The sequence below is a fragment of the Escherichia sp. KS167_9B genome (assembly GCF_030295215.1).
GTDB classification, from domain to species: Bacteria; Pseudomonadota; Gammaproteobacteria; order Enterobacterales; family Enterobacteriaceae; genus Escherichia; species Escherichia coli_F.
The window spans coordinates 4,134,072-4,156,726 of sequence record NZ_AP025754.1; the positions used below are offsets into that span (position 1 = coordinate 4,134,072).

The 22,655-nt window shown below is 53.4% G+C and carries 22 protein-coding genes and 1 pseudogene; 6 read left to right on the forward strand and 17 right to left on the reverse strand.

All coding sequences use genetic code 11. The features are described 5' to 3' along the window. Nucleotides 1-48 precede the first annotated feature (48 nt). Nucleotides 49-489, forward strand: a pseudogene (locus QUE34_RS20775) (DUF2756 family protein). Here QUE34_RS20775 and ugpQ read toward each other — a convergent pair. From ugpQ to livK, 11 genes are all read right to left on the reverse strand, one after another. Next, entirely contained in the window at nucleotides 476-1,219 is a 744-nt protein-coding gene (ugpQ, locus tag QUE34_RS20780) for a glycerophosphodiester phosphodiesterase (RefSeq protein ID WP_032303943.1), read from the reverse strand. The pseudogene QUE34_RS20775 and the gene ugpQ sit on opposite strands and share 14 nt — an antisense overlap. Then, nucleotides 1,216-2,286: a sn-glycerol 3-phosphate ABC transporter ATP binding protein UgpC gene (ugpC, locus tag QUE34_RS20785; protein WP_032303944.1), complete on the reverse strand. Its 1,071-nt coding sequence runs from the start codon at nucleotides 2,284-2,286 to the stop codon at nucleotides 1,216-1,218. The genes ugpQ and ugpC overlap by 4 nt, the downstream gene beginning before the upstream one ends. Before the next feature lies 1 nt (nucleotide 2,287). Next, nucleotides 2,288-3,133 carry a sn-glycerol-3-phosphate ABC transporter permease UgpE gene (gene ugpE, locus QUE34_RS20790; protein ID WP_000572172.1) on the reverse strand — a complete coding sequence of 282 codons (846 nt, stop codon included), beginning with the start codon at nucleotides 3,131-3,133 and terminating at the stop codon, nucleotides 2,288-2,290. Continuing rightward, nucleotides 3,130-4,017, reverse strand: a complete 888-nt coding sequence (ugpA, locus tag QUE34_RS20795; RefSeq protein WP_000099289.1) for a sn-glycerol-3-phosphate ABC transporter permease UgpA — start codon at nucleotides 4,015-4,017, stop codon at nucleotides 3,130-3,132. Before ugpA ends, ugpE begins: the two co-directional genes overlap by 4 nt. 97 nt (nucleotides 4,018-4,114) lie before the next feature. Further along, entirely contained in the window at nucleotides 4,115-5,431 is a 1,317-nt protein-coding gene (ugpB, locus tag QUE34_RS20800) for a sn-glycerol-3-phosphate ABC transporter substrate-binding protein UgpB (RefSeq protein ID WP_000803190.1), read from the reverse strand. Nucleotides 5,432-5,790: 359 nt separating this feature from the next. After that, nucleotides 5,791-6,537, reverse strand: a complete 747-nt coding sequence (locus QUE34_RS20805) for a tetratricopeptide repeat protein (protein WP_032303945.1) — start codon at nucleotides 6,535-6,537, stop codon at nucleotides 5,791-5,793. A 118-nt stretch (nucleotides 6,538-6,655) separates the two neighbouring features. Further along, a complete protein-coding gene (livF, locus tag QUE34_RS20810; protein WP_000416895.1) occupies nucleotides 6,656-7,369 on the reverse strand; it encodes a high-affinity branched-chain amino acid ABC transporter ATP-binding protein LivF in 714 nt (237 codons plus the stop codon). Between the two features lies 1 nt (nucleotide 7,370). After that, a complete protein-coding gene (gene livG, locus QUE34_RS20815; RefSeq protein ID WP_000082101.1) occupies nucleotides 7,371-8,138 on the reverse strand; it encodes a high-affinity branched-chain amino acid ABC transporter ATP-binding protein LivG in 768 nt (255 codons plus the stop codon). Further along, nucleotides 8,135-9,412, reverse strand: coding sequence for a branched chain amino acid ABC transporter permease LivM (gene livM / locus QUE34_RS20820; RefSeq protein WP_000803807.1), 1,278 nt, complete (start codon nucleotides 9,410-9,412; stop codon nucleotides 8,135-8,137). The genes livG and livM overlap by 4 nt, the downstream gene beginning before the upstream one ends. After that, nucleotides 9,409-10,335, reverse strand: a complete 927-nt coding sequence (gene livH, locus QUE34_RS20825) for a high-affinity branched-chain amino acid ABC transporter permease LivH (protein ID WP_001295097.1) — start codon at nucleotides 10,333-10,335, stop codon at nucleotides 9,409-9,411. Before livH ends, livM begins: the two co-directional genes overlap by 4 nt. A 47-nt stretch (nucleotides 10,336-10,382) precedes the next feature. Next, a complete protein-coding gene (gene livK / locus QUE34_RS20830) occupies nucleotides 10,383-11,492 on the reverse strand; it encodes a high-affinity branched-chain amino acid ABC transporter substrate-binding protein LivK (RefSeq protein ID WP_001353622.1) in 1,110 nt (369 codons plus the stop codon). 423 nt (nucleotides 11,493-11,915) lie between these two features. On the opposite strand from livK, the gene panM reads away from it, so the two are divergent. After that, entirely contained in the window at nucleotides 11,916-12,299 is a 384-nt protein-coding gene (gene panM / locus QUE34_RS20835; protein ID WP_105268546.1) for an aspartate 1-decarboxylase autocleavage activator PanM, read from the forward strand. A 199-nt stretch (nucleotides 12,300-12,498) separates the two neighbouring features. Here panM and livJ read toward each other — a convergent pair whose 3' ends face one another. From livJ to ftsY, 5 genes are all read right to left on the reverse strand, one after another. After that, the gene (gene livJ, locus QUE34_RS20840) at nucleotides 12,499-13,602 is read right to left on the reverse strand and encodes a branched chain amino acid ABC transporter substrate-binding protein LivJ (RefSeq protein ID WP_001022009.1); all 1,104 of its coding nucleotides are present in this window, start codon (nucleotides 13,600-13,602) and stop codon (nucleotides 12,499-12,501) included. A gap of 271 nt (nucleotides 13,603-13,873) precedes the next feature. Continuing rightward, on the reverse strand, nucleotides 13,874-14,728 hold the full coding sequence (rpoH, locus tag QUE34_RS20845; RefSeq protein ID WP_000130217.1) for an RNA polymerase sigma factor RpoH: 855 nt from the start codon (nucleotides 14,726-14,728) through the stop codon (nucleotides 13,874-13,876). A gap of 244 nt (nucleotides 14,729-14,972) precedes the next feature. After that, entirely contained in the window at nucleotides 14,973-16,031 is a 1,059-nt protein-coding gene (ftsX, locus tag QUE34_RS20850; RefSeq protein WP_001042007.1) for a permease-like cell division protein FtsX, read from the reverse strand. After that, nucleotides 16,024-16,692, reverse strand: a complete 669-nt coding sequence (gene ftsE, locus QUE34_RS20855) for a cell division ATP-binding protein FtsE (RefSeq protein WP_000617723.1) — start codon at nucleotides 16,690-16,692, stop codon at nucleotides 16,024-16,026. Before ftsE ends, ftsX begins: the two co-directional genes overlap by 8 nt. Before the next feature lie 2 nt (nucleotides 16,693-16,694). Further along, nucleotides 16,695-18,233 carry a signal recognition particle-docking protein FtsY gene (ftsY, locus tag QUE34_RS20860; RefSeq protein ID WP_103253583.1) on the reverse strand — a complete coding sequence of 513 codons (1,539 nt, stop codon included), beginning with the start codon at nucleotides 18,231-18,233 and terminating at the stop codon, nucleotides 16,695-16,697. A 149-nt stretch (nucleotides 18,234-18,382) separates the two neighbouring features. Here ftsY and rsmD point away from each other — a divergent pair, with 149 nt between their 5' ends. Then, nucleotides 18,383-18,979 carry a 16S rRNA (guanine(966)-N(2))-methyltransferase gene (gene rsmD, locus QUE34_RS20865; RefSeq protein WP_000743193.1) on the forward strand — a complete coding sequence of 199 codons (597 nt, stop codon included), beginning with the start codon at nucleotides 18,383-18,385 and terminating at the stop codon, nucleotides 18,977-18,979. Then, nucleotides 18,969-19,238 carry a DUF1145 family protein gene (locus QUE34_RS20870; RefSeq protein ID WP_032185343.1) on the forward strand — a complete coding sequence of 90 codons (270 nt, stop codon included), beginning with the start codon at nucleotides 18,969-18,971 and terminating at the stop codon, nucleotides 19,236-19,238. Before rsmD ends, QUE34_RS20870 begins: the two co-directional genes overlap by 11 nt. A 2-nt stretch (nucleotides 19,239-19,240) precedes the next feature. On the opposite strand, the gene QUE34_RS20875 is transcribed toward QUE34_RS20870, so the two are convergent. After that, a complete protein-coding gene (locus tag QUE34_RS20875; RefSeq protein ID WP_000042870.1) occupies nucleotides 19,241-19,600 on the reverse strand; it encodes a DUF2500 domain-containing protein in 360 nt (119 codons plus the stop codon). Nucleotides 19,601-19,740: 140 nt separating this feature from the next. On the opposite strand from QUE34_RS20875, the gene QUE34_RS20880 reads away from it, so the two are divergent. Both QUE34_RS20880 and zntA read left to right on the forward strand, forming a co-directional pair. Next, on the forward strand, nucleotides 19,741-20,367 hold the full coding sequence (locus tag QUE34_RS20880; RefSeq protein ID WP_000964718.1) for a lysoplasmalogenase: 627 nt from the start codon (nucleotides 19,741-19,743) through the stop codon (nucleotides 20,365-20,367). 72 nt (nucleotides 20,368-20,439) lie between these two features. Further along, nucleotides 20,440-22,638: a Zn(II)/Cd(II)/Pb(II) translocating P-type ATPase ZntA gene (zntA, locus tag QUE34_RS20885; RefSeq protein ID WP_032303951.1), complete on the forward strand. Its 2,199-nt coding sequence runs from the start codon at nucleotides 20,440-20,442 to the stop codon at nucleotides 22,636-22,638. Nucleotides 22,639-22,655: the final 17 nt, after the last annotated feature.

Sequence of the window (22,655 nt, forward strand, 5' to 3'; positions counted from 1 at the left end):
TGCAGGAAAGGAGTAAACTTAAAGAATATCTTCAGAGGAGGATACGCGATGAAACGACTTCTGCTTTTGACGGCACTCCTGCCTTTTGTCGGCTTTGCACAGCCCATTAATACTCTGAACAACCCTAACCAGCCGGGGTATCAGATCCCCAGCCAGCAGCGAATGCAAACTCAAATGCAAACGCAGCAAATCCAGCAAAAAGGGATGCTGAATCAGCAACTGAAAACGCAAACGCAGTTGCAACAGCAGCATTTAGAAAATCAGCTTAATAGCAACTCGCAGCGGGTATTGCAGTAACAGCAGGGGGAGCTAAATCCCGCCCGGCAGCAAATGCTGCCCAACACCAACGGCGGGATGTTAAACAGCAACCGTAATCCGGATAGTTCGTTGAATCAGCAGCATATGTTGCCGGAGAGGAGAAACGGCGACATGCTGAATCAGCCCAGCACGCCGCAGCCTGATATTCCGTTGAAAACTATTGGGCCGTAAAGTTCGGGCCAATCACATCAATCGCATCGGTACAGATGCAATCCACGCCCCAGCGCAGCAACTCTGCCGCGCGCTGGGGTTTGTTGACGGTATAAACCAGAATCCGTAATCCAGCGTCTTTCAACTGCATCACTCGCGCTTTATCGAGCAACTTATGATTGAGATGAATAGAGACGCAGCCCAGCCGCGTGGTCAGTTCGCGCCAGTCGTCGCGCCACTCATCCAGCAACAAACCGCGCGGCAGTTCCGGTGCAGCCTGTTGCGCGGCTTCTAAAGCATCAATCTCAAACGATGACAGCAGCGGCGGCGTCATACCAGCCCACAGTTCGCGCGCCGCCAGCGATACCATTTTGCCCGTTAATGGACCTGTGCCAGTGGTGGGTTTGATTTCGATATTCGCCATCATCCCGTGTTCGCGACAGCGTTCCGCCACCTGAGAAAGCAACGGCAGCGGCTCACCTTTAAACGCTTTGCTGTACCAACTGCCTGCATCCACGCGCAGTAAATCCTGCCAGTTCAGTTCGCCCGCGACGCCCCAACCATTGCTGGTACGCTCGAGATTATCGTCATGCAGCAGGAAGATCTCACCATCTTTCGATAACTTCGCGTCAAATTCGATCATCTTATGACCGTATTTTGCCCCAACGTCGATTGCCGCCAGGGTGTTTTCCGGGGCCAGTTTACCGCCGCCACGGTGGGCGACGATGCGGGGATAAGGCCAGTTACTCATACTCGTTGTCCTGTTTCACCATCAAAAAGATGCAGCTGATTTTCCGGCAGATGCAGCCACAGCGTGCTGCCTGCCGTCGGGCGCTCCTGATGCGCCAGTCGCACCACCAGCTTCTGTTCGCCCCAGCGTCCGTGCGCCAGGTTATCTGCGCCGAGGATCTCCAGCGTGTCCATCACCAGCGGTATGCCACCTTCTGCCTGCGAGCTTAACGCAATATGTTCCGGGCGAATGCCAAGAGTCATTTTACGTCCGGCATACTGACGGTAGCCACCGTTTAGCGGTAGCGCCATCCCCCCATCCAGTTCGAAATGCGTGCCATCGTTATTCACGCGGCCTGTCAGCAGATTCATCGCCGGACTACCGATAAAACTCGCCACAAACAGGCTGGCGGGCTTTTCGTAGACTTCAACTGGTGTGCCAATCTGTTCAGCAATGCCGCCGTTCATCACCATTACCCGCTGAGCGAGCGTCATCGCCTCAACCTGATCGTGAGTAACGTAGAGTGAAGTCGTTTTCAGGCGACGGTGCAGTTGTTGCAGCTCAAGGCGCATCTGCACGCGCAGCTTGGCATCGAGGTTAGAGAGCGGCTCATCAAACAGGAACACCGCCGGATCGCGCACAATCGCACGGCCCATCGCTACACGCTGACGCTGACCGCCAGAAAGCTCACGCGGACGACGCTTGAGCAGGCCATCCAGCTCCAGAATACGCGCCGCTTCTTTAACACGTTCGGCAATTTGTTGCTTGCCCATGCCGCGAATTTTCAGCCCCCACGCCATGTTTTCTTCGACACTCATATGCGGATAAAGAGCGTAGTTCTGGAACACCATCGCAATCCCGCGATCTTTCGGCTCCATTTCGGTCACGCGTTGGTCGTTAATCCAGATATCGCCTTCGGTGACCCGCTCCAGCCCGGCAACCATGCGCAGCAGCGTGGATTTCCCGCAGCCAGACGGCCCGACCATCACGATAAATTCGCCATCCGCCACATCAAGGGTCAGCGGTTTAATGACCTGGGTTTTGCCATCCCAGCTTTTGGTTACTGCCTGTAATTTCAGTCCTGCCATCTTATTTCTCACTATCGACCAGGCCGCGCACGAAGGCACGCTGCATCACTAAAACAATCACCACCGGAGGGATAAGCGTTAACAACATCGCCGCCATCACCGAATTCCATTCCGTGGTGCCTTCGCCTGTAGCGATCATCCCTTTGATTCCTGCCACGGTGGTGCCGAGATCAACGTCGGTAATAATCAACAACGGCCACAAATACTGGTTCCAGCCGTAAATAAAAGTGATCACAAACAGCGCCGCCAGATTGGTTTTCGACAGCGGGAAAACGATGTCGCAAAAGAAACGCATTGGTGACGCACCGTCGATCCGCGCCGCTTCCACCAGCTCATCCGGTAGCGTCATAAAGAACTGGCGGAACAGGAAGGTAGCGGTTGCCGAGGCCATCAGCGGCAGCGTTAAACCAGCGTAGCTGTCGAGCATATTCAGATTGGCGATGACTTCTACTGTCGGGAAGATACGCACTTCAACTGGCAGCATCAGGGTGATAAAAATCATCCAGAAGAAGAGGTTACGCAGCGGAAAACGAAACCAGACAATGGCAAATGCCGAGAGCATCGAGACGGTAATTTTGCCGAGCGTAATGCTGAACGCCATCACGAAGCTGTTAAGCAACATCCGCCAGAACGGCGCGCTATTTGTGCCTACCCCGTTCACCCAGATGTTGTGGATGTTTTCCAACAGATGCGTGCCGGGGATGAGCGTCATCGGCGCGGCGTAGACGGCCTGTTTATCCAGCGTCGCCGCGACAAACGCCACGTACAACGGGAAGAGGATCACCGCGATCCCGAGGATCAGCATGGTATGGCTGAATATTGTCAGCCACGGACGGTTCTCAATCATTGGTAACGCACCTTGCTTTCAACATAGCGGAACTGCACCACCGTCAGCACGATGACGAGGAACATCAACACCACCGACTGCGCGGCAGACGAAGCCAGATCCAGTCCGGTAAAGCCTTCGCGGTAGATCTTATAAATCAGCGTCGTGGTGGCCTGTACTGGTCCGCCGGACGTGGCGGCATCGATCACCGGGAAGGTGTCGAAGAAGGCGTACACCAGGTTCACCACCAGCAGGAAGAAGCTCACCGGCGCAATCAGCGGCAGCGCAATCTTAAAGAAGCGGCGAATCGGGCCTGCACCGTCGATGGCTGCGGCTTCAATCAACGAACGGGGAATGGATTGCAGCGCGGCATAGAAGAACAGAAAGTTGTAGCTGATTTGCTTCCATACTGAGGCAAACACCACCAGGAACATTGCCTGACCGCTGTTTTGCGCATGGTTCCAGTCGTAGCCGAACTCAGCGAGAAAATGAGTGATCAGCCCGCGACCAGGGTTAAACAGGAAGATCCACAATACGGCGGCAACGGCGGGAGCCACGGCATACGGCAGCAGCATTAAGGTTTGATAGAAACGGCTGCCGCGCACGATGTACTCCACCAGCGCCGCGAAGAACAGCGACACCAGCAAACCGCTGACGGTGACAAAGGTGCTGAATTTTATCGTCGTCCAGAAGGAGTCGAGATAGTAGCTGTCATGAAACAGCGTGACGAAGTTATCCAGGCCGACAAACTGGCTGGAAAAGCCAAATGGATCGACGCTTTGTAGCGAGTACCACAACGCTTCGCCCGCAGGCCAGATAAAAAAGATAACGGTGATGATAAGCTGCGGCGCGACCAGCAAATAAGGCAGCCAGCGCGAGCGGAACACCGGACGGGATGATGACATTACGGTTAATTCCTGAACTGTGCCGGATGCGCTTCGCTTATCCGGCCTACACGCGATGCCAGGTCAGATAAGCGAAACGCATCCGACATTTCACTGGTTAAGACTTCGTAGATTTCTCAAAGCGGCGCAGTAACTGGTTCCCACGCTCAACAGCGGTATCCAGCGCCTGCTGTGGCGTCTTCTTACCGGTCCACACGCTTTCCAGCTCTTCATCCACAATCACGCGGATCTGCGGCATGTTGCCCAGACGCAGCCCTTTGGTGAACGGCAACGGCGGCTTGTTCAGCATCTGACGCGTCGCAGTATCCGCCCCTGGGTTTTTCTCATAAAAGCCCTGCTCACGGGTCAGGTCATACGCCGCTTTGGTAATTGGCAGATAACCGGTTTTCTGATGCCACTCGGCAGCGTTTTCTGGCTTCGCGAGGAAGTCGAGAAACTTCGCCACGCCGGTGTAAGTTTCTTTATCTTTGCCCTGCATCACCCACAGGCTGGCTCCGCCGATAATGGCGTTTTGTGGCGCATCTTTCGCATCGGCGTCGTAAGGCATCATACCTACGCCGTAGTTGAATTTGGCGTACTCGCGAATGTTGGCAAGAGAACCCGAAGAGGCGGTCGTCATCGCGCAATCACCGTTATAGAACTTCTCGGTAGATTCATCCTTACGCCCTACGTAACTGAAATCGCCCTTCTTGTTCATCTCTTCGAGCATGGCGATGTGTTTCACCTGCTCCGGCTTGTTGAACTCAAGCACCGCGTCCGTGCCGTCAAAGCCGTTGTTTTTGCTGGCAAACGGCAGACCGTTCCAGGCGCTAAAGTTTTCCAGTTGGATCCAGCCCTGCCAGCCGCTGGCGTAGCCGCACTTCATACCAGAGGCTTTCAGTTTCGCGGCATAGTCTGCCAGATCCTGCCAGGTTTTCGGCGGCTGTTCCGGGTCTAATCCCGCTTTCTTGAAAGCATCTTTGTTGTAATAGAGAACAGGAGTCGAGCTGTTGAACGGCTGGGAGAGTAAATGTCCGGTTTTGCTGTCGGAGTAGTAGCCTGAAACCGTCGGCACAAACTGCGACTCATCGAATTGAATCCCCGCCTCTTTAAACACGTCATATACCGGTTTAATGGCTTTCGACGCCATCATGGTGGCGGTGCCAACTTCATAAACCTGCAAAATAGCCGGCGCGTTGCCGGTACGAAATGCGGCAATCCCCGCGCTTAAATTCTGTTCGTAGTTGCCTTTATAGGTCGGTACAATTTTGTAATCCGGGTTTTCGGCGTTAAAACGTTGGGCAAGAGAATCCACCTCTTTACCCAGTTCCCCTTCCATAGAATGCCAGAACGGAATGGTCGTCACTGCCTGTGCATTCCCCATTAACGCCAGTCCGAGCGCCAGTGCTGAAGCTGTATAATGTAACGGTTTCATCGTTTATCTCTCTTGTTGTACCGAATGCGCGAATTCACGCGTTTTATGCTCGCGGGGTAACATGACATGCTCGAATTACAGAAAAATAACTTTTTTGTTACATTTGTAAGATAGTAAGGTGTCAGAAAGATGACAAGGCGGTGACGGCGTGGGTGAGGGAAATTGGGAGATGGGGCACGGATATCCCGAGAATGCACTGAAAAGAGGCGATTAACGGTCAGCTAATCGCCAGAACTCCTTACCATGAAGAGCAAAAATGGCAGCAAATTCTGCGTCCAGTTTTGCTGCCCGATGAGAGCTACATTTTTCAATTTTAACAAAAGATTGCCGCGACACTGGTCTAACGGCAAAGAAGATTTTCATTGCACCACACTCTGCTTCAGCCGTTCATTGGCGGTCTTAATCCATTCCCGGTGGTGTTTTCTATAATGAGGTCTTGAGCGTTTAGCCGTATCAACTACAGCAACATACTGCTCGTTGGCTTCACGTAACCGACTCATTTTCGCCAACATTTCCGCATAGTAAATACGTGCCTGCGGGCCGGGGTAATAAGAAACAAGCACCTCAAACTCGCTTTCCGCATCAGCGTATTTTTCTTGTGCGGCTAACGCTCTGGCAAATAACAAATGCCCGTCTGCCGACTGAAAATCGGGGTTATAACGCATCACATCTTCCAGCATCTGCTGACAGGCGGCGAACTCCTGAATAGCAAATTGCGCCTGCGCCAGGCTTAACATCATTACCGCTTCATGGGCGAAAATTCCGCTTAACGCCTGCTGATAATGGGGAACGGCTTCGTGATAACGCCCAAGGCGCGCCAGTTCGTTAGCTAACGCATAATGGTTTTGATTGGTCTCGGCAATCGCCAGCTCTTCGGTTAATTTGTGCAGGTGGCGTTCCGGGCTGATTTTGTCCTGCAGGCGCATCAGCAAAGTACGCCCGTGACGGTCAGCGCCCGTTTCAGGCAGCATAACCATGACGAAATACGCCACGCAGCCAATCACCGGAAAACAGAAGATAATAAAAATCCAGTATCGCTCTTGTCCGGAGCGATAAGCGTGAATACAGCAAAGCAGTTCAAGCATGACGACAACGGCATAATGCATGGGAGGGAACCTTTCCGTGGCAAATAAGTGGTCTGGTTTTAATCCTCCCGGTCAGTTGAAACAAGTCTGTATACGGACGAAGAACCCGGCAGAAGCTGGCTGCCGGGTATTCGATAATTTACCCGCCTAAATACGCACTTCTCACCGCTTCGTTTGCCAGCAGCGCGTCGCCAGTATCGGAAAGCACGACATGACCATTTTCCAGCACGTAGCCGCGATCCGCCAGCTTTAGCGCCTGGTTGGCGTTCTGCTCGACGAGGAAGATAGTCATCCCCTGCTCGCGCAGTTGCTCGATGGTGTCGAAAATTTGCTGGATGATAATCGGTGCCAGTCCGAGCGAGGGTTCATCAAGCAATAGCAAACGTGGGTTACTCATCAAAGCGCGACCAATCGCCAGCATCTGCTGTTCACCGCCGGACATGGTGCCTGCCCGCTGAACACGGCGCTCATGCAGACGTGGAAACAGTTCATAGACCCACTTTATGCGTTCCTGGAACTGGTCGCGTTCGGCAAAAAAGCCGCCCATCGCCAGGTTCTCTTCCACCGTCATCCGCGAGAAAACACGACGCCCTTCCGGAACAATCGCCACCGCTTCGCGCATGATTTTCGCTGTCTGCCAGTCGGTAATGTCTTTATCATCAAACACAATTCGCCCGCTGGTGGCGCGCGGGTCGCCGCATAATGTGCCGAGCAAGGTGGTTTTCCCCGCGCCGTTCGCGCCAATGAGGGTGACAATCTCGCCCTGATTGATATGCAGGCTCACCTCATGCAGCGCCTGGATTTTGCCGTAGTGGGCGCTGACTTTGTCAAAGGACAACATGACTTTTTCCATCTTATGCCTCACCTAAATAGGCACGGATCACGTCCGGGTTATTACGGATTTGCTCCGGCGTACCATTTGCCAGTGGCGTCCCCTGATTGACCACGTAAATTCTGTCTGAAATCCCCATCACCAGCTTCATATCGTGTTCAATCAACAAGATAGTGGTGTTGTGATGGTTACGCAGTTCGGCAATCAGCTCATCCAGCTCTTTCGTCTCTTTCGGGTTAAGACCTGCTGCCGGTTCGTCGAGCATTAAAATCTCCGGCTGCGTTACCATGCAGCGGGCGATCTCCAGACGGCGCTGGTCACCGTAGGCCAGGTTACTCGCCTGACGGTTAGCGTGTTCGAGCAAACCAATGCGCTCAAGCCAGGTTGCGGCGCGGTCGAGGGCTTCGCTCTGGGCGCGGCGGAAAGAAGGCGTTTTCAACAGGCCGGAGAACAGCCCGGTTTTCAGTTGCTGATGCTGCGCCACCAGCAGGTTTTCAATCACCGTCATTTCACGAAACAGACGCACATGCTGGAAGGTGCGCACCACGCCCATGCGGGCGATTTGCTGCCCCGGTAAACCTTCCAGATGCTGATCGCGCAGTAAAATGGTGCCGCCGGTGGGTTTATAGAATCCGGTCAGGCAGTTAAAGACCGTGGTTTTTCCGGCACCGTTAGGACCGATTAACGAGACGATTTCCTGCGGGTACAGTTCAAGATTGACGTTGTTCACCGCCAGCAGGCCACCGAAGCGCATCATCAGGCCGTTAACAGATAATAATGGCTGACTCATGCCTGCTCTCCTTTCGCTGCGCCGTTTTTCAGCTTGAGTTGCGGGCGCGTCATGGGCAGCAAGCCCTGCGGACGCCAGATCATCATCAGCACCATCAAACCACCGAGCATTAACATGCTGTATTCGTTGAAATCACGCATCAACTCTCGCGACACCACCAGCAAAATTGCCGCCAGAATCACCGCAAATTGCGAACCCATACCACCGAGCACCACTATCGCCAGCACAAACGCCGATTCGGCAAAGGTGAAAGATTCCGGGCTGACAAAGCCCTGACGCGCCGCGAACAGCGTTCCGGCAAAACCGGCAAACGCGGCACTGATGGTAAAAGCGGTCAGCTTGATACGACGCGGACTTAAGCCCAGCGAACGACAGGCGATTTCATCTTCACGCAACGCTTCCCAGGCGCGGCCCAGCGGCATCCGCAGTAAGCGATTAATGACAAACAGGCTTAGTACCACCAGCAGTAACGCCACCAGGTAGAGGAAGATGACGCGATCGGACGGGTCGTATTTCAGGCCAAAGAAATTGCTGAACGTATCCCAGCCGCCTTCGCGGGCGGTGCGGCTGAACTCGAGTCCGAAGAGTGTCGGTTTCGGGATCTGACTAATTCCGTTCGGACCGCCGGTGATTTCCGTGTTATTGAGCAGCAATATGCGCACAATTTCGCCGAAACCGAGAGTAACGATCGCCAGATAGTCGCCACGTAAACGCAACACCGGGAAGCCGAGCAGGAAGCCCGCCGCCGCTGCCATCAGTCCGGCAATCGGCAAACAGGTCCAGAAGCCGAGACCGTAATAGTGATTGAGCAAGGCAAAGGTGTAAGCGCCGATGGCGTAAAAACCACCGTAACCCAGTACCAGTAAGCCAGACAGCCCAACCACCACGTTCAGCCCGAGGCCGAGGATAATGTAGATCATGGTCAGGGTGGCGATATCCACCGTCCCGCGCGACACCATAAACGGCCACGCCACCGCAAGCACCAACAGTGCGACGAGGAACAGCTTTTGCTTCACCGTGGAGCCATCAATCGCGGGCAGAATAAACTTCGGCCCGGAAACGCTTTTCAATCCTTTCTGAAATGCAGGTCGCACAAGCTGGAAGAAAAAGACCACCGCAGTGCCAATAAACACCCACTGCCATCGGATGTCTGAAGCCGTATCGACCACCAGTTTGGTGCCGTCCAGCTCCAGTTGCACACCCATAAAGACGCCCGCGAGAACAAAGAACATGGCGGCAGAGAGCAGCGCCATTGCAATATGCATCGGTTTCATACTTTCTCTACCTCCGGGCGACCCAGAATACCGGTCGGCATCACCAGCAGTACCAGAATCAGCAGGGCAAATGAAACCACATCCTTATATTCCGTACTCAGATAGGCAGAAGAGAGCGCTTCCGCAATCCCCAGGATCAGGCCACCAATCATTGCCCCCGGAATACTGCCAATCCCACCGAGCACCGCAGCGGTAAAGGCTTTCATCCCGGCCATAAAGCCGATGTAGGGGTTAATTACGCCATAGAACTGACCGAGCAGCACACCTGCCACCGCCGCCATCGCCGCGCCAATCACAAAGGTCAGCGCAATCACCCGGTCAGTGTTGATGCCAAGCAGGCTCGCCATTTTCAGGTCTTCCGCGCAAGCACGACAGGCGCGCCCCATGCGGGAATAGCGGATGAAAATTGTCAGCGCCAACATGGCGAGGAAGGTAACAATCCAGATCACCGCCTGCATGGTGGTAATAGAGGCAGAGAAGTTTTCACTATGGCCCACAACCCACTGACCGTTAAACAGGCTGGGTAGCGCCACGTCGCGCGAACCTTCGGTCAGGCTGACGTAGTTTTGCAGGAAGATGGACATGCCGATTGCCGAGATGAGCGCAATCAGGCGCTTAGAGTTACGCACCGGGCGATAGGCCACCCGTTCGATACTCCAGCCGTAGGCGCTGGCAATGACGATTGCGCCGACGAATCCCGCCGCCACCAGCAGCCAGCCGGTATCAATGCCCAGCATCATCAGTGCGGCGATGATCATAAAAGAGACGTAGCTGCCAATCATATAAACCTCACCGTGGGCGAAGTTGATCATGCCGATAATGCCGTAAACCATGGTGTAGCCGATGGCTATCAGCGCGTAGGTACTGCCCAGCGTGACGCCGTTAAACATCTGCTGCAAGAAATACAAAAACTGCTCAGACATAAGGTAACCTTTCTAAACCCGCCCGCATTTTACGGGCAGTGGGATGATCACTTGGCTGCCGTGGATGAACCGTCGGCGTGCCACTGGAAGACACCAAAATCAAATCCCTTAAGATCGCCTTTTTCATCCCAGTTCAGCGGCCCAATCACGGTGTTTGCACCGTTAGCTTTTAAATCTTTCACCAGCGCCAGCGGCTCATCGCTGCCGGTACGCTCAAGGGCAGTCGCCAGAGATTGCACCGCCGCGTAGGTGATCCAGACATATGGCCCGGACGGATCTTTCTTGTCTGCTTTCAGCGCATCAACGATGCCTTTGTTTGCCGGGTCCTGGTCATAGCGTTTTGGCATAGTGACCAACATACCTTCGGCGGCATCACCAGCAATGTTCGACAGCGACGCATTACCCACCCCTTCCGGCCCCATAAACTGAGTTTTCAGGCCAACGGAACGGGCCTGGCGCAGCATCTGCCCCATTTCCGGGTAGTAACCGCCGTAGTAAACGAAGTCGATGTTTTCTTTTTTCAGGCGGGCGATCAGTGCGGAGAAATCTTTCTCACCAGCGGTAATGCCGTCGAAGAAGACGACGTTGGCATTGGCTGCTTTCAATCCGTCCTGCACCGAACGCGCCAGCCCTTCGCCATACTGTTGTTTGTCGTGAATGATGGCGATGCGCTGGGGCTTCACCGTCTCAAGAATGTATTTTGCCGCTGTTGGTCCCTGGGAAGAGTCCAGCCCGGCAGTACGCATGATGTGTTGATAACCGCGTTGAGTCAGCTCCGGGTTGGTCGCCCCCGGCGAGATCATCAAAATACCTTCATCTTCGTAGATATCTGATGCAGGTTGGGTAGAAGAAGAACACAGATGACCAATAACGTATTTAATGCCGTCGTTAACGATTTTGTTGGCGACCGCAACGGCTTGTTTCGGGTCGCAGGCGTCGTCATATTCCACGCCCACCAGCTTATCGCCTTTAATTCCCCCTTTGGCATTAATGTCTTTAATCGCCTGACGCGCGCCGTTAAATTCCATATCGCCCCACTGGGCAATCGGACCGGACATCGCGCCGACAACGGCAACTTTAATATCGTCGGCCATAGCGGTGTGTGAAATTGTCAGTGCAATCATCCCTGCGATGATAGTTTTCGCATTCCGTTTCATAGTCAAAAATCCCCATTCGTGATGTTGTGTTGCTTTGTTTTTATGTGTTAACAAATCAGACTGTACTTTTTTTATACTGCACTGTTTTTGCCTGTCTGATTAAGGGTTTAGCGCAGTGTTTTGTGATAATAGCGATTAAAATCCCTATTTTTCAGTCGATTAAGAACAGATAATATTCTGAATTTGTTGATAGATAAACAGAAAAAAGCGCCGTTGTCAGCATAAAATAACGGTACAAAGGGCGGAATAATTCACTACCATTCAGGGGATTATGCTGGACATTTTTCATTCTCTAATGTTTTTAATTTGTAATTATTGCTGTTAAAAAATTAATCACCTGCCAAAAGAAATAAAAAAGAGAAAGCCTCCGATTAAATTATTTCGCTACACTGGTTCCACTTTTGTGATTTACACGGGTTTCCCATGAAGCTGACCATCATTCGTTTAGAACACTTTAGCGACCAGGACCGGATTGACCTGCAAAAGATCTGGCCGGAGTACTCCCCTTCCTCTTTACAGGTTGACGATAACCACCGTATCTACGCCGCGCGTTTTAACGAGCGCCTGCTCGCGGCCGTGCGGGTAACCTTAAACGGCACCGATGGGGCACTGGATTCCCTGCGCGTGCGGGAAGTCACCCGACGTCGCGGTGTGGGGCAATATTTGCTGGAAGAGGTTTTGCGTAACAATCCTGGCGTTTCAGGCTGGTGGATGGCGGATGCAGGCGTGGAAGATCGCGGCGTGATGACGGCGTTTATGCAGACGCTGGGGTTTACGGCACAACAGGGCGGCTGGGAGAAGCGTTAATCGTCAAGTTTGATTTCAAAAGTGATGACCAACGAGAAATTGCCTGATGCGCTACGCTTATCAGGCCTACAATGTGTGCTGCAATTTACTGATTTCTTTGGATCTTGTAGGCCGGATAAGGCGTTTACGCCGCATCCGGCATGAAGCATGCGTACTCGATATTAGCAATTTGGCGGCAACCCAAATTGCCGATTAATGATTACTTCGCATCAGTCGCCGTGCCGTTGGCGTGCCAGTCAAATACGCCGAACTCAAAGCCTTTCAGATCGCCTTTCTCATCCCAGGTCAGCGGCCCCATCACGGTATCCACGGAGTTCGCTTTCAGGTATTTGGCGATTTCAGCCGGATCGTCAGACTGATTCAGGCCCGCCTGCAAAGATTGCAGCGCGGCGTAGGTGGTCCAGACGAACGCGCCGCTTGGGTCCTGTTTTTTCGCTTTGATCGCGTCAACAATTGGTTTGTTCGCCGGAACCTGATCGTAGTTCTTCGGCTTGGTTACCAGCAGCCCTTCCGCTGATTCGCCCGCAATGTTAGACAGCGAGACGTTAGCCACGCCTTCCGGCCCCATAAACTGAGTTTTCAGCCCTGCCGCGCGTGCCTGACGCAGGATTTGCCCCATTTCCGGGTGGTAACCACCGTAGTAAACGAAGTCGATATTCTCTTTCTTCAAACGCGCCACCAGCGTTGAGAAATCTTTTTCCCCGGCGGTGATGCCGTCAAAGAACACCACGTTAGCATTGCCTTTCTTAAGGCCGTCCTGCACCGCACGCGCCAGACCTTCGCCGTACTGCTGTTTGTCGTGAACGATAGCAATACGCTGCGGTTTCACTTTCTCAAGAATATATTTCGCCGCCGTCGGCCCCTGGTCGGAATCCAGGCCGGTGGTGCGCAGGATCAGCTGATAGCCACGGGCGGTCAGCTCTGGTGCGGTTGCTGCTGGGGTGATCATTAAAATGCCTTCGTCTTCGTAGATGTCAGACGCAGGCTGCGTTGATGAAGAGCAGAGGTGACCAATCACGTATTTAATGCCGTCGTTAACGACTTTGTTCGCCACCGCAACCGCCTGTTTCGGGTCACAGGCATCGTCATATTTTACGATTTGCAGTTTGTTGCCTTTCACACCGCCTTTAGCGTTAATATCCGCAACTGCCTGCTCTGCGCCAGTAAACTCCTGGTCGCCATACTGGGCCACCGGACCGGACATTGCGCCCACGACCGCGACTTTAATATCTTCTGCCAGAGCCATATTGCTGAATGCCAGCGCGATACATCCTGCCAGTAACGCTTTACCCTTTATATTCATCCTGAGAATCCCCATTCATCTGGTTATTACGTGTGTTGTGATGTTGTTGTTCAGCACTTTATTTCGTTTTATGCATGACTACCCGTGCTTTAGCAGCATACTCTGCTAAAACATACCCGATTTTTATGATATTGGAATAGCTATTTTGACAGTTTATTAACAATCTGCGTGGAGATTGGCGTTTTGCCGGAGGGGGTCATTGATTATTGCAGAGGCCCAAAAAATAAAAACCCCGGACTCTCATCCAGGGTTCTCTGCTTAACAGCGGTAATTACGCTTCAATAGCAGCGCGAAGTTTTTTCATCGCGTTCTTTTCCAGCTGGCGCACACGCTCAGCGGAAACACCGTAACGGTCAGCCAGTTCCTGCAACGTGGACTTGTTGTCTTCGTCCAACCAGCGTGCGCGGATAATGTCCTGGCTACGCTCATCCAGGCCCTGCATCGCGTCGGTCAGACGGTTTGCCGCCTGCTCTTCCCAGTTATCATCTTCAATGCCGTCGGCAAAGTTGGACGATTTATCCTGCAGATAGAGCACCGGAGCCATCGGCTGGCTGTCGGAATCGTCATCGGAAGACAGGTCAAAGGTCATGTCCTGTGCCGCCATACGCGATTCCATCTCACGTACGTCTTTACTGGTTACGCCCAGTTCACGGGCCACCATTTCGACTTCATCCTGATTAAACCAGCCCAGACGCTGCTTGGTTTTACGCAGGTTGAAGAACAGTTTGCGCTGCGCTTTGGTGGTCGCAACTTTGACGATACGCCAGTTGCGCAGAACGTATTCGTGGATCTCTGCTTTGATCCAGTGAACGGCGAAGGAGACCAGGCGCACACCCACTTCCGGGTTAAAACGGCGCACTGCTTTCATCAGGCCGATGTTACCTTCCTGAATCAAATCCGCCTGTGGCAGGCCATAGCCCGCATAATTACGAGCAATATGAACAACAAACCGCAGGTGAGACAGGATCAGCGTTTTAGCTGCTTCCAGATCGCCATGGTAATGCAGCTTTTCAGCCAGCGCCCGCTCCTCGTCAGCCGACAACATCGGCCACGCGTTAGCTGCCCGGATGTAGGAATCCAGGTTGCCAACTGGGGCTAAAGCTAAACTTTGCATTTTGTCAGTCATTCAAATCCTCTCAATCGATATCTTCTGGCGTTTCAGTGGTAGCAACAACTGTGCCAGAGCTTAAGAGCAACGAGGTTATCATTCACTGTTTTATCAGACCGTGATTTTATCCACAAGTTCAATGCAACGCTGTGAATAAATTACGCACAAAATGTGACATAGAGATGAAATACCGGGAAGAGACAACGGGGTCTCTTTCCCTGCTACGGAACCCATTGCAGGGAAAGAGTATAACACGCTTTTATTATTCAGGCGTAAAGTGGCGTAAATGTTGTACCGTGGCAAGCCAGGCTGCCACCCAGCCAATCATCGAGCATACCAGCAGCAATAGCAGGCATTCATCAAAAGATAAGCCATTGATATCAAACCTCGTTCCGAAAACCTGCGCCACTTCCGCAACCGCCGAAGACAAACGCAGGACCAGAATTTCCGACAAAATTAATGACAGCAATGCGCCAGAAAATCCCAGCAATGCGCCACCGTACAGGAATGGGCGCAGGATGAAACCATCTGTCGCACCAATCAGTTTCTGTACGTTAATGGAGTCACGGCGAGCAAAGATGCTCAGACGCACACTGTTACCGATGACGAGGAACACTGCCGCCACCATCAATACGCCGATCATTGCCGAAACGCGCCCGACCAGCCCGGTCAACGCCGCCAGACGGGCAAACCAGCTGTCATCCATTCGCACTTCGTCAATGCCGTTGATCTGGGTGATACGATCGCGCAAGGTATTCAGTGACTCGGTCCCCTGAAAATCGAGTTTCGGGATTACCACCGCCACTGCCGGAAGCGGGTTTTCTTCCAGCATATCCAGCGCACCACCAAAACCAGACCAGTTACGGAACTCCCCCAGTGCGTCTTCACGAGAAAGATAATTCACTTTCTCTACGCCTTGCTCGGCCTGCAACTGTGCCACCACGCCCGCAGCGGCGTCATCGTCCAGCGTTTTTTGCAGATAAACGGTGATTTGCGGTGACGGATAATACTGCGTCGCCGCCTGATTAACGTTTTTGTACACCATATAACAGACGCTGGGCAGCGTCAGGGAGATGGCGATAACCATCACCGTTAAAAACGTGGCGAACGGTTTGCTTTTCAGATCCTGCAAAGCGCCGTGGAAAGCATAGCGCACCTGTTCGTTGAAAACGTTAGTTTTGCGATTTACCGGTTTTGGCGAGGATTTCGCGCGTTTCGGCGCGTTACGACCGCCGTCGCCAGAGCCGCCGACCGATTTACGGAAGCGATCCAGACGCCCGCCAAACTGCCGGATATGATTGATTGCATCGCGCTTATTCATGGCCCACGCCTCCATGCAAGTGACCATCGCTCAGGGTGAGCATGCGATAGGAACGCCGCGAAATCAGGTTGATGTCGTGCGTTGCCATCAATACGGTTACCCCAACGCGGTTAAATTCTTCAAACAGACGTAGAATTCCTTCTGACAACGCGTCGTCAAGGTTACCGGTCGGTTCATCCGCCAGCAGTACCGCGGGCTTGTTCACCACCGCGCGGGCAATGCCAACACGCTGTTGTTCACCGCCGGAAAGCTGAATAGGGAAGTTCTTCGCTTTGTCCAGTAGCCCGACTTTATCCAGCGCCGCCGATACACGACGACGAATATCGTCACCGCTGGCACCGGCGATAATCAGGGGTATCGCCACGTTATCGTAGACAGTACGGTCCATCAGTAGATGGTGATCCTGGAAAATCATGCCAATCTGGCGGCGCAGAAACGGAACTTCACGGTTTTTCAGACGCGTGATGTCATGGCCGCTAAACCAGATTTTCCCGGCGCTGGGCCGCTCAATCCCACAGATCAGCTTCAGGAGGGTACTTTTCCCTGCGCCGGAATGACCGGTCAGAAACGCCATCTCACCCGGCTGCATATGGAACGTAACGCCCTGCAGCGCCTGTCTCCCACCGAGATAAGCCTTGCTGACATGTTCAAAGCGAATCATTGTTAATCCTCTCGGGCAAAAAGTGCCTCTATAAAGTCGTCCGCTTTAAACGGACGCAAATCCTCAATACGTTCGCCGACACCAATGTAGCGGATAGGGATACCAAACTGGTCAGCCACCGAGAAAATTACCCCGCCTTTCGCCGTGCCGTCCAGTTTCGTTAGCGTGATGCCGGTTAAGCCAACGGCTTCGTGGAACAGTTTGGCCTGGCTTACTGCATTCTGCCCGGTACTGGCGTCGATAGTCAGCATAACTTCATGCGGAGCTTCAACGTCGAGTTTCTTCATCACGCGGACGATTTTCTTCAACTCTTCCATCAAGTGCGATTTGTTCTGCAGGCGTCCGGCGGTATCGGCAATCAAAACGTCGATGTTACGCGCTTTAGCGGCCTGAATGGCGTCGAAGATAACAGAAGCGGAATCCGCACCGGTATGCTGGGCAATCACCGGAATATTATTACGCTGACCCCAGACCTGAAGCTGTTCAACCGCTGCTGCACGGAAAGTATCGCCCGCCGCCAGCATCACTGATTTACCCTGCTGCTCAAACTGACGCGCCAGCTTACCGATCGTCGTGGTTTTACCCACACCGTTGACGCCCACCATCAGGATCACGAACGGCGTTTTACCTTCAACGTTCAGCGGTTCATCGACTTTCGCCAGAATCTCACCCATCTCTTCTTTCAGTAGGCCATAGAGCGCCTCGGCATCACGAAGCTGCTTGCGGGTCGCACCTTCTGTCAGATTGGTGATAATTTTACGCGTGGTTTCCACGCCCACATCGGCGATGAGCAATTGCTCTTCCAATTCTTCAAACAGATCATCGTCGATTTTTTTACCGCGGAACAGGCTGATAAATCCGGAACCGAGGTTTTCTTTGGTTTTTAACAGACTGCGTTTCAGGCGCGCGAAGAAACCTTCTTTGGTCGGTTTTTCCTGCTCCTGAGCGATTTCTTCCACCGGCTGCTCTTCTTCTGCCGGAGGAACCACCATCACCGCCTCTTCTGCCGCTTCGGCAGCCAGCGCCTGTGCTTCCAGCTCTTCGTCGGTGATTTCGTCTTTAGCCGCTTCTTCTTCCGCCGCTTCGACAATCTCTACGGTTTCCGCTTCGGCCTGCCACTCTTCTGGCGAAACCTCTTCGGCTTTGACGTCTTCCGGCAACGGCAGCTCTTCACGCTCGATAGCCACAGGCTCTGGCGTAACTTCAGGTTCAATGACTGACGCTGGCGTTTCTTCAACTATCGTTTCCGGCTCAGTAATAACTTCCGGTTCAGCAACAACTTCAGACTGCGCTTTTTCACTTTCAGCAACCTGTTCAGTAACTTCCACAACGTCGGCAGCAAAAGTTTCCGCCTCGGCTTCAGTATGCGCCTGCGGCTGCTCTTCAACGGCTTGTTCAGAAGCCTTCGCAGGCTCTTGCGCCTGAACGATTTCTTCTACAACTGGTTGTTCGTTCTGGACTTCTGTCTCTTTTTCCGGGGTCTGCTCTTTTTGACCAAAGCCCAGCCAGGAAAAAAAGCCACGTTTTTTTTCTTTCGCCATTTGCGACTACACTCCTCGCTGTTGCTTCATGGCACAGCGTTAACGCTATGTACATAGCAGCTAAAAAAATGATGAAATAGTCTATCACTTAACTTAATTCACATCACCGCCTGCAAGTATGTGTTATCTGGCGGATTGAGCAATTTATCATGAAAAAACCGAATCATTCCGGCAGCGGCCAAATCCGCATTATTGGCGGGCAGTGGCGAGGCCGTAAACTCCCGGTTCCTGATAGCCCAGGCCTGCGCCCCACCACCGACCGCGTACGCGAAACGTTGTTTAACTGGCTGGCTCCGGTCATTGTTGACGCCCAATGTCTGGATTGCTTCGCCGGGAGCGGCGCGCTGGGGCTGGAAGCGTTATCGCGCTACGCTGCGGGGGCCACGTTGATTGAGATGGATCGCGCGGTTTCTCAACAGTTAATTAAGAATCTGGCGACACTAAAAGCAGGTAATGCACGCGTGGTGAACAGCAACGCGATGTCATTCCTGGCGCAAAAAGGCACACCGCATAATATCGTTTTTGTCGATCCACCGTTCCGCCGTGGCTTGTTAGAAGAGACGATAAATTTACTGGAAGATAACGGCTGGCTGGCTGACGAAGCCCTGATTTATGTCGAAAGCGAAGTCGAAAACGGGCTCCCCACCGTTCCGGCGAACTGGTCATTACATCGGGAAAAAGTGGCAGGTCAGGTGGCTTACCGCCTGTATCAACGCGAAGCACAAGGAGAAAGTGATGCTGATTAATATTGGTCGTGTGTTAATGCTCTGTGTTTGGGGATTTTTAATCCTCAACCTGGTGCATCCCTTCCCGCGTCCGCTGAATATTTTCGTTAACGTGGCGCTGATTTTCACCGTGCTGATGCATGGTATGCAGCTGGCGCTGTTGAAATCCACTTTACCGAAAGATGGCCCGCAGATGACCACCGCCGAAAAGGTGCGCATTTTCCTTTTCGGCGTATTTGAACTGCTGGTCTGGCAGAAGAAATTTAACGTTAAAAAATAACCTTATTGTTTGCTGACAAAGCTGACAAAGCGCGTTCCTTTATAGCTCAGCGTACCTTTATCGCCCACTGTCAGGGCGTGGTACTGCTGGGCGTCGAGGCGAAAGGTCTGTTCCATTCCTCCGCTTTGCGGTTTGAAGCTCGCCTCATAGCGCATGCTGGTACCTGCCGGTGTCACTTCCTGCTGGCGCGAACGGCGATCGTTAATCGGTTTTTCCCGCTTATTGCTCACCACCACCAACTTTTGCTGGAGTGGCGCTATATCATTATCAGCTTTTTCCCGTCGCTGTTGCATAAAACGAAACGATGCGGCGACGATAATTAAGCCAATGATAACAATAAAGAAAAGAGGTGGTTTGCTCATCTTTATCCCTCATCGGAAAATGCGGAAATAAGCATACCCTGCCAGTTATGGTGTTGTCATCCGTCCACCCTCGCCACTAAACTGGAAGCAAGACCGTAGGCATTCCGCTTACGAAAAAATAACGAATTCAAGGAACTAAGATGCTTTGGTCGTTTATCGCAGTCTGTCTTTCCGCATGGCTATCTGTGGATGCATCGTATCGTGGGCCAACCTGGCAACGCTGGGTGTTTAAACCGTTAACCCTTCTTCTCCTGCTGTTACTGGCATGGCAAGCGCCGATGTTCGACGCCATTAGTTATCTGGTGCTGGCGGGACTGTGCGCCTCACTGCTGGGCGATGCGCTAACCCTGTTGCCACGTCAACGTCTGATGTACGCCATCGGCGCGTTTTTCCTCTCACACCTGCTGTACACCATCTATTTCGCCAGCCAGATGACGCTCTCATTCTTCTGGCCTTTGCCGCTGGTGTTGCTGGTGCTGGGTGCGCTGTTACTGGCGATTATCTGGACGCGTCTGGAAGAGTATCGTTGGCCTATCTGCACGTTTATCGGCATGACGCTGGTGATGGTATGGCTGGCAGGTGAACTGTGGTTCTTCCGTCCAACCGCTCCGGCACTTTCTGCATTTGTCGGCGCTTCGTTGCTGTTTATCAGTAACTTTGTCTGGCTGGGTAGCCACTATCGCCGACGCTTCCGTGCGGATAACGCGATTGCCGCCGCTTGTTATTTTGCCGGACATTTCCTCATCGTCCGCTCGCTGTATCTCTGATAAAACTTGACTCTGGAGTCGACTCCAGAGTGTATCCTTCGGTTAATGAGAAAAACTTAACCGGAGGATGCCATGTCGACTCCTGACAATAACGGCAAGAAAGCCCCTCACTTTGCTGCGTTCAAACCGCTAACCACGGCACAGAACGCCAACGACTGTTGCTGCGACGGCGCATGTTCCAGCACGCCAACGCTCTCTGAAAACGTCTCCGGCACCCGCTATAGCTGGAAAGTCAGCGGCATGGACTGCGCCGCCTGCGCGCGCAAGGTAGAAAATGCCGTGCGCCAGCTTGCAGGCGTGAATCAGGTGCAGGTGCTGTTCGCCACCGAAAAACTGGTGGTTGATGCCGACAATGACATCCGTGCACAAGTTGAATCTGCGGTGCAAAAAGCGGGCTATTCCCTGCGCGATGAACAGTCCGCCGACGAACAACAAGAATCACGCCTGAAAGAGAATCTGCCGCTGATTACGCTAATCGTGTTGATGGCAATCAGCTGGGGTCTGGAGCAGTTTAATCATCCGTTCGGGCAACTGGCGTTTATCGCGACCACGCTGGTTGGGCTGTACCCGATTGTGCGCCAGGCATTACGGCTGATCAAATCGGGCAGCTACTTCGCCATTGAAACGTTAATGAGCGTAGCCGCCATTGGCGCGCTGTTTATTGGCGCAACCGCCGAAGCTGCGATGGTGTTGCTGCTATTTTTGATTGGTGAACGACTGGAAGGCTGGGCCGCCAGCCGCGCGCGTCAAGGGGTCAGCGCGTTAATGGCGCTGAAACCGGAAACCGCCACGCGCCTGCGTAATGGCAAGCGTGAAGAGGTAGCAATTAACAGCCTGCGTCCGGGCGATGTGATTGAAGTCGCAGCGGGTGGGCGTTTACCTGCCGACGGTAAACTGCTCTCACCGTTTGCCAGTTTTGATGAAAGCGCCCTGACCGGCGAATCCATTCCGGTGGAACGCGCGACGGGTGATAAAGTTCCTGCAGGCGCCACCAGCGTAGACCGTCTGGTAACGCTGGAAGTGCTGTCAGAACCGGGTGCCAGCGCCATTGACCGGATTCTGAAACTGATCGAAGAAGCTGAAGAGCGCCGCGCACCGATTGAGCGGTTTATCGACCGTTTCAGCCGTATTTACACGCCAGCGATTATGGCCGTCGCCCTGCTGGTGACGCTGGTGCCGCCGCTGCTGTTTGCCGCAAGCTGGCAGGAGTGGATTTATAAAGGGCTGACGCTGCTGCTGATTGGCTGCCCGTGTGCGCTGGTGATCTCAACACCTGCGGCGATCACCTCCGGGCTGGCAGCAGCAGCGCGTCGTGGGGCGTTGATTAAAGGCGGTGCGGCGCTGGAACAACTAGGTCGTGTTACCCAGGTGGCGTTTGATAAAACCGGTACGCTGACCGTCGGTAAACCGCGCGTTACCGCGATTCATCCGGCAACGGGTATTAGTGAATCTGAACTGCTGACACTGGCAGCGGCGGTCGAGCAAGGCGCGACGCATCCATTGGCGCAAGCCATCGTACGCGAAGCACAGGTTGCTGAACTCGCCATTCCCGCCGCCGAATCACAGCGGGCGCTGGTCGGGTCTGGTATTGAAGCACTGATTAACGGCGAGCGCGTGTTGATATGCGCTGCCGGAAAACATCCGGCTGTTGCATTTGCTGGTTTAATTAACGAACTGGAAAGCGCCGGGCAAACGGTAGTACTGGTGGTGCGTAACGATGACGTGCTTGGCGTAATTGCATTGCAGGATACCCTGCGCGCCGACGCCGCAACTGCCATCAGCGAACTGAGCGCCCTGGGTGTCAAAGGGGTGATCCTCACTGGCGATAATCCACGCGCAGCGGCGGCAATTGCCGGGGAGTTGGGGCTGGAGTTTAAAGCGGGCCTGTTGCCGGAAGATAAAGTCAAAGCGGTGACCGAGCTGAATCAACATGCGCCGCTGGCGATGGTCGGCGACGGTATTAACGACGCGCCCGCCATGAAAGCTGCCGCCATAGGGATTGCAATGGGCAGTGGCACAGACGTGGCGCTGGAAACCGCCGACGCAGCATTAACCCATAACCACCTGCGCGGCCTGGCGCAGATGATTGAACTGGCACGCGCCACTCACGCCAATATCCGCCAGAACATCACCATTGCGCTGGGGCTGAAAGGGATCTTCCTCGTCACAACGCTGTTAGGAATGACTGGCCTTTGGCTGGCGGTGCTGGCAGATACGGGTGCGACGGTGCTGGTGACGGCGAATGCGTTAAGATTGTTGCGCAGGAAGTAAAAGTGTTGCCTGATAGC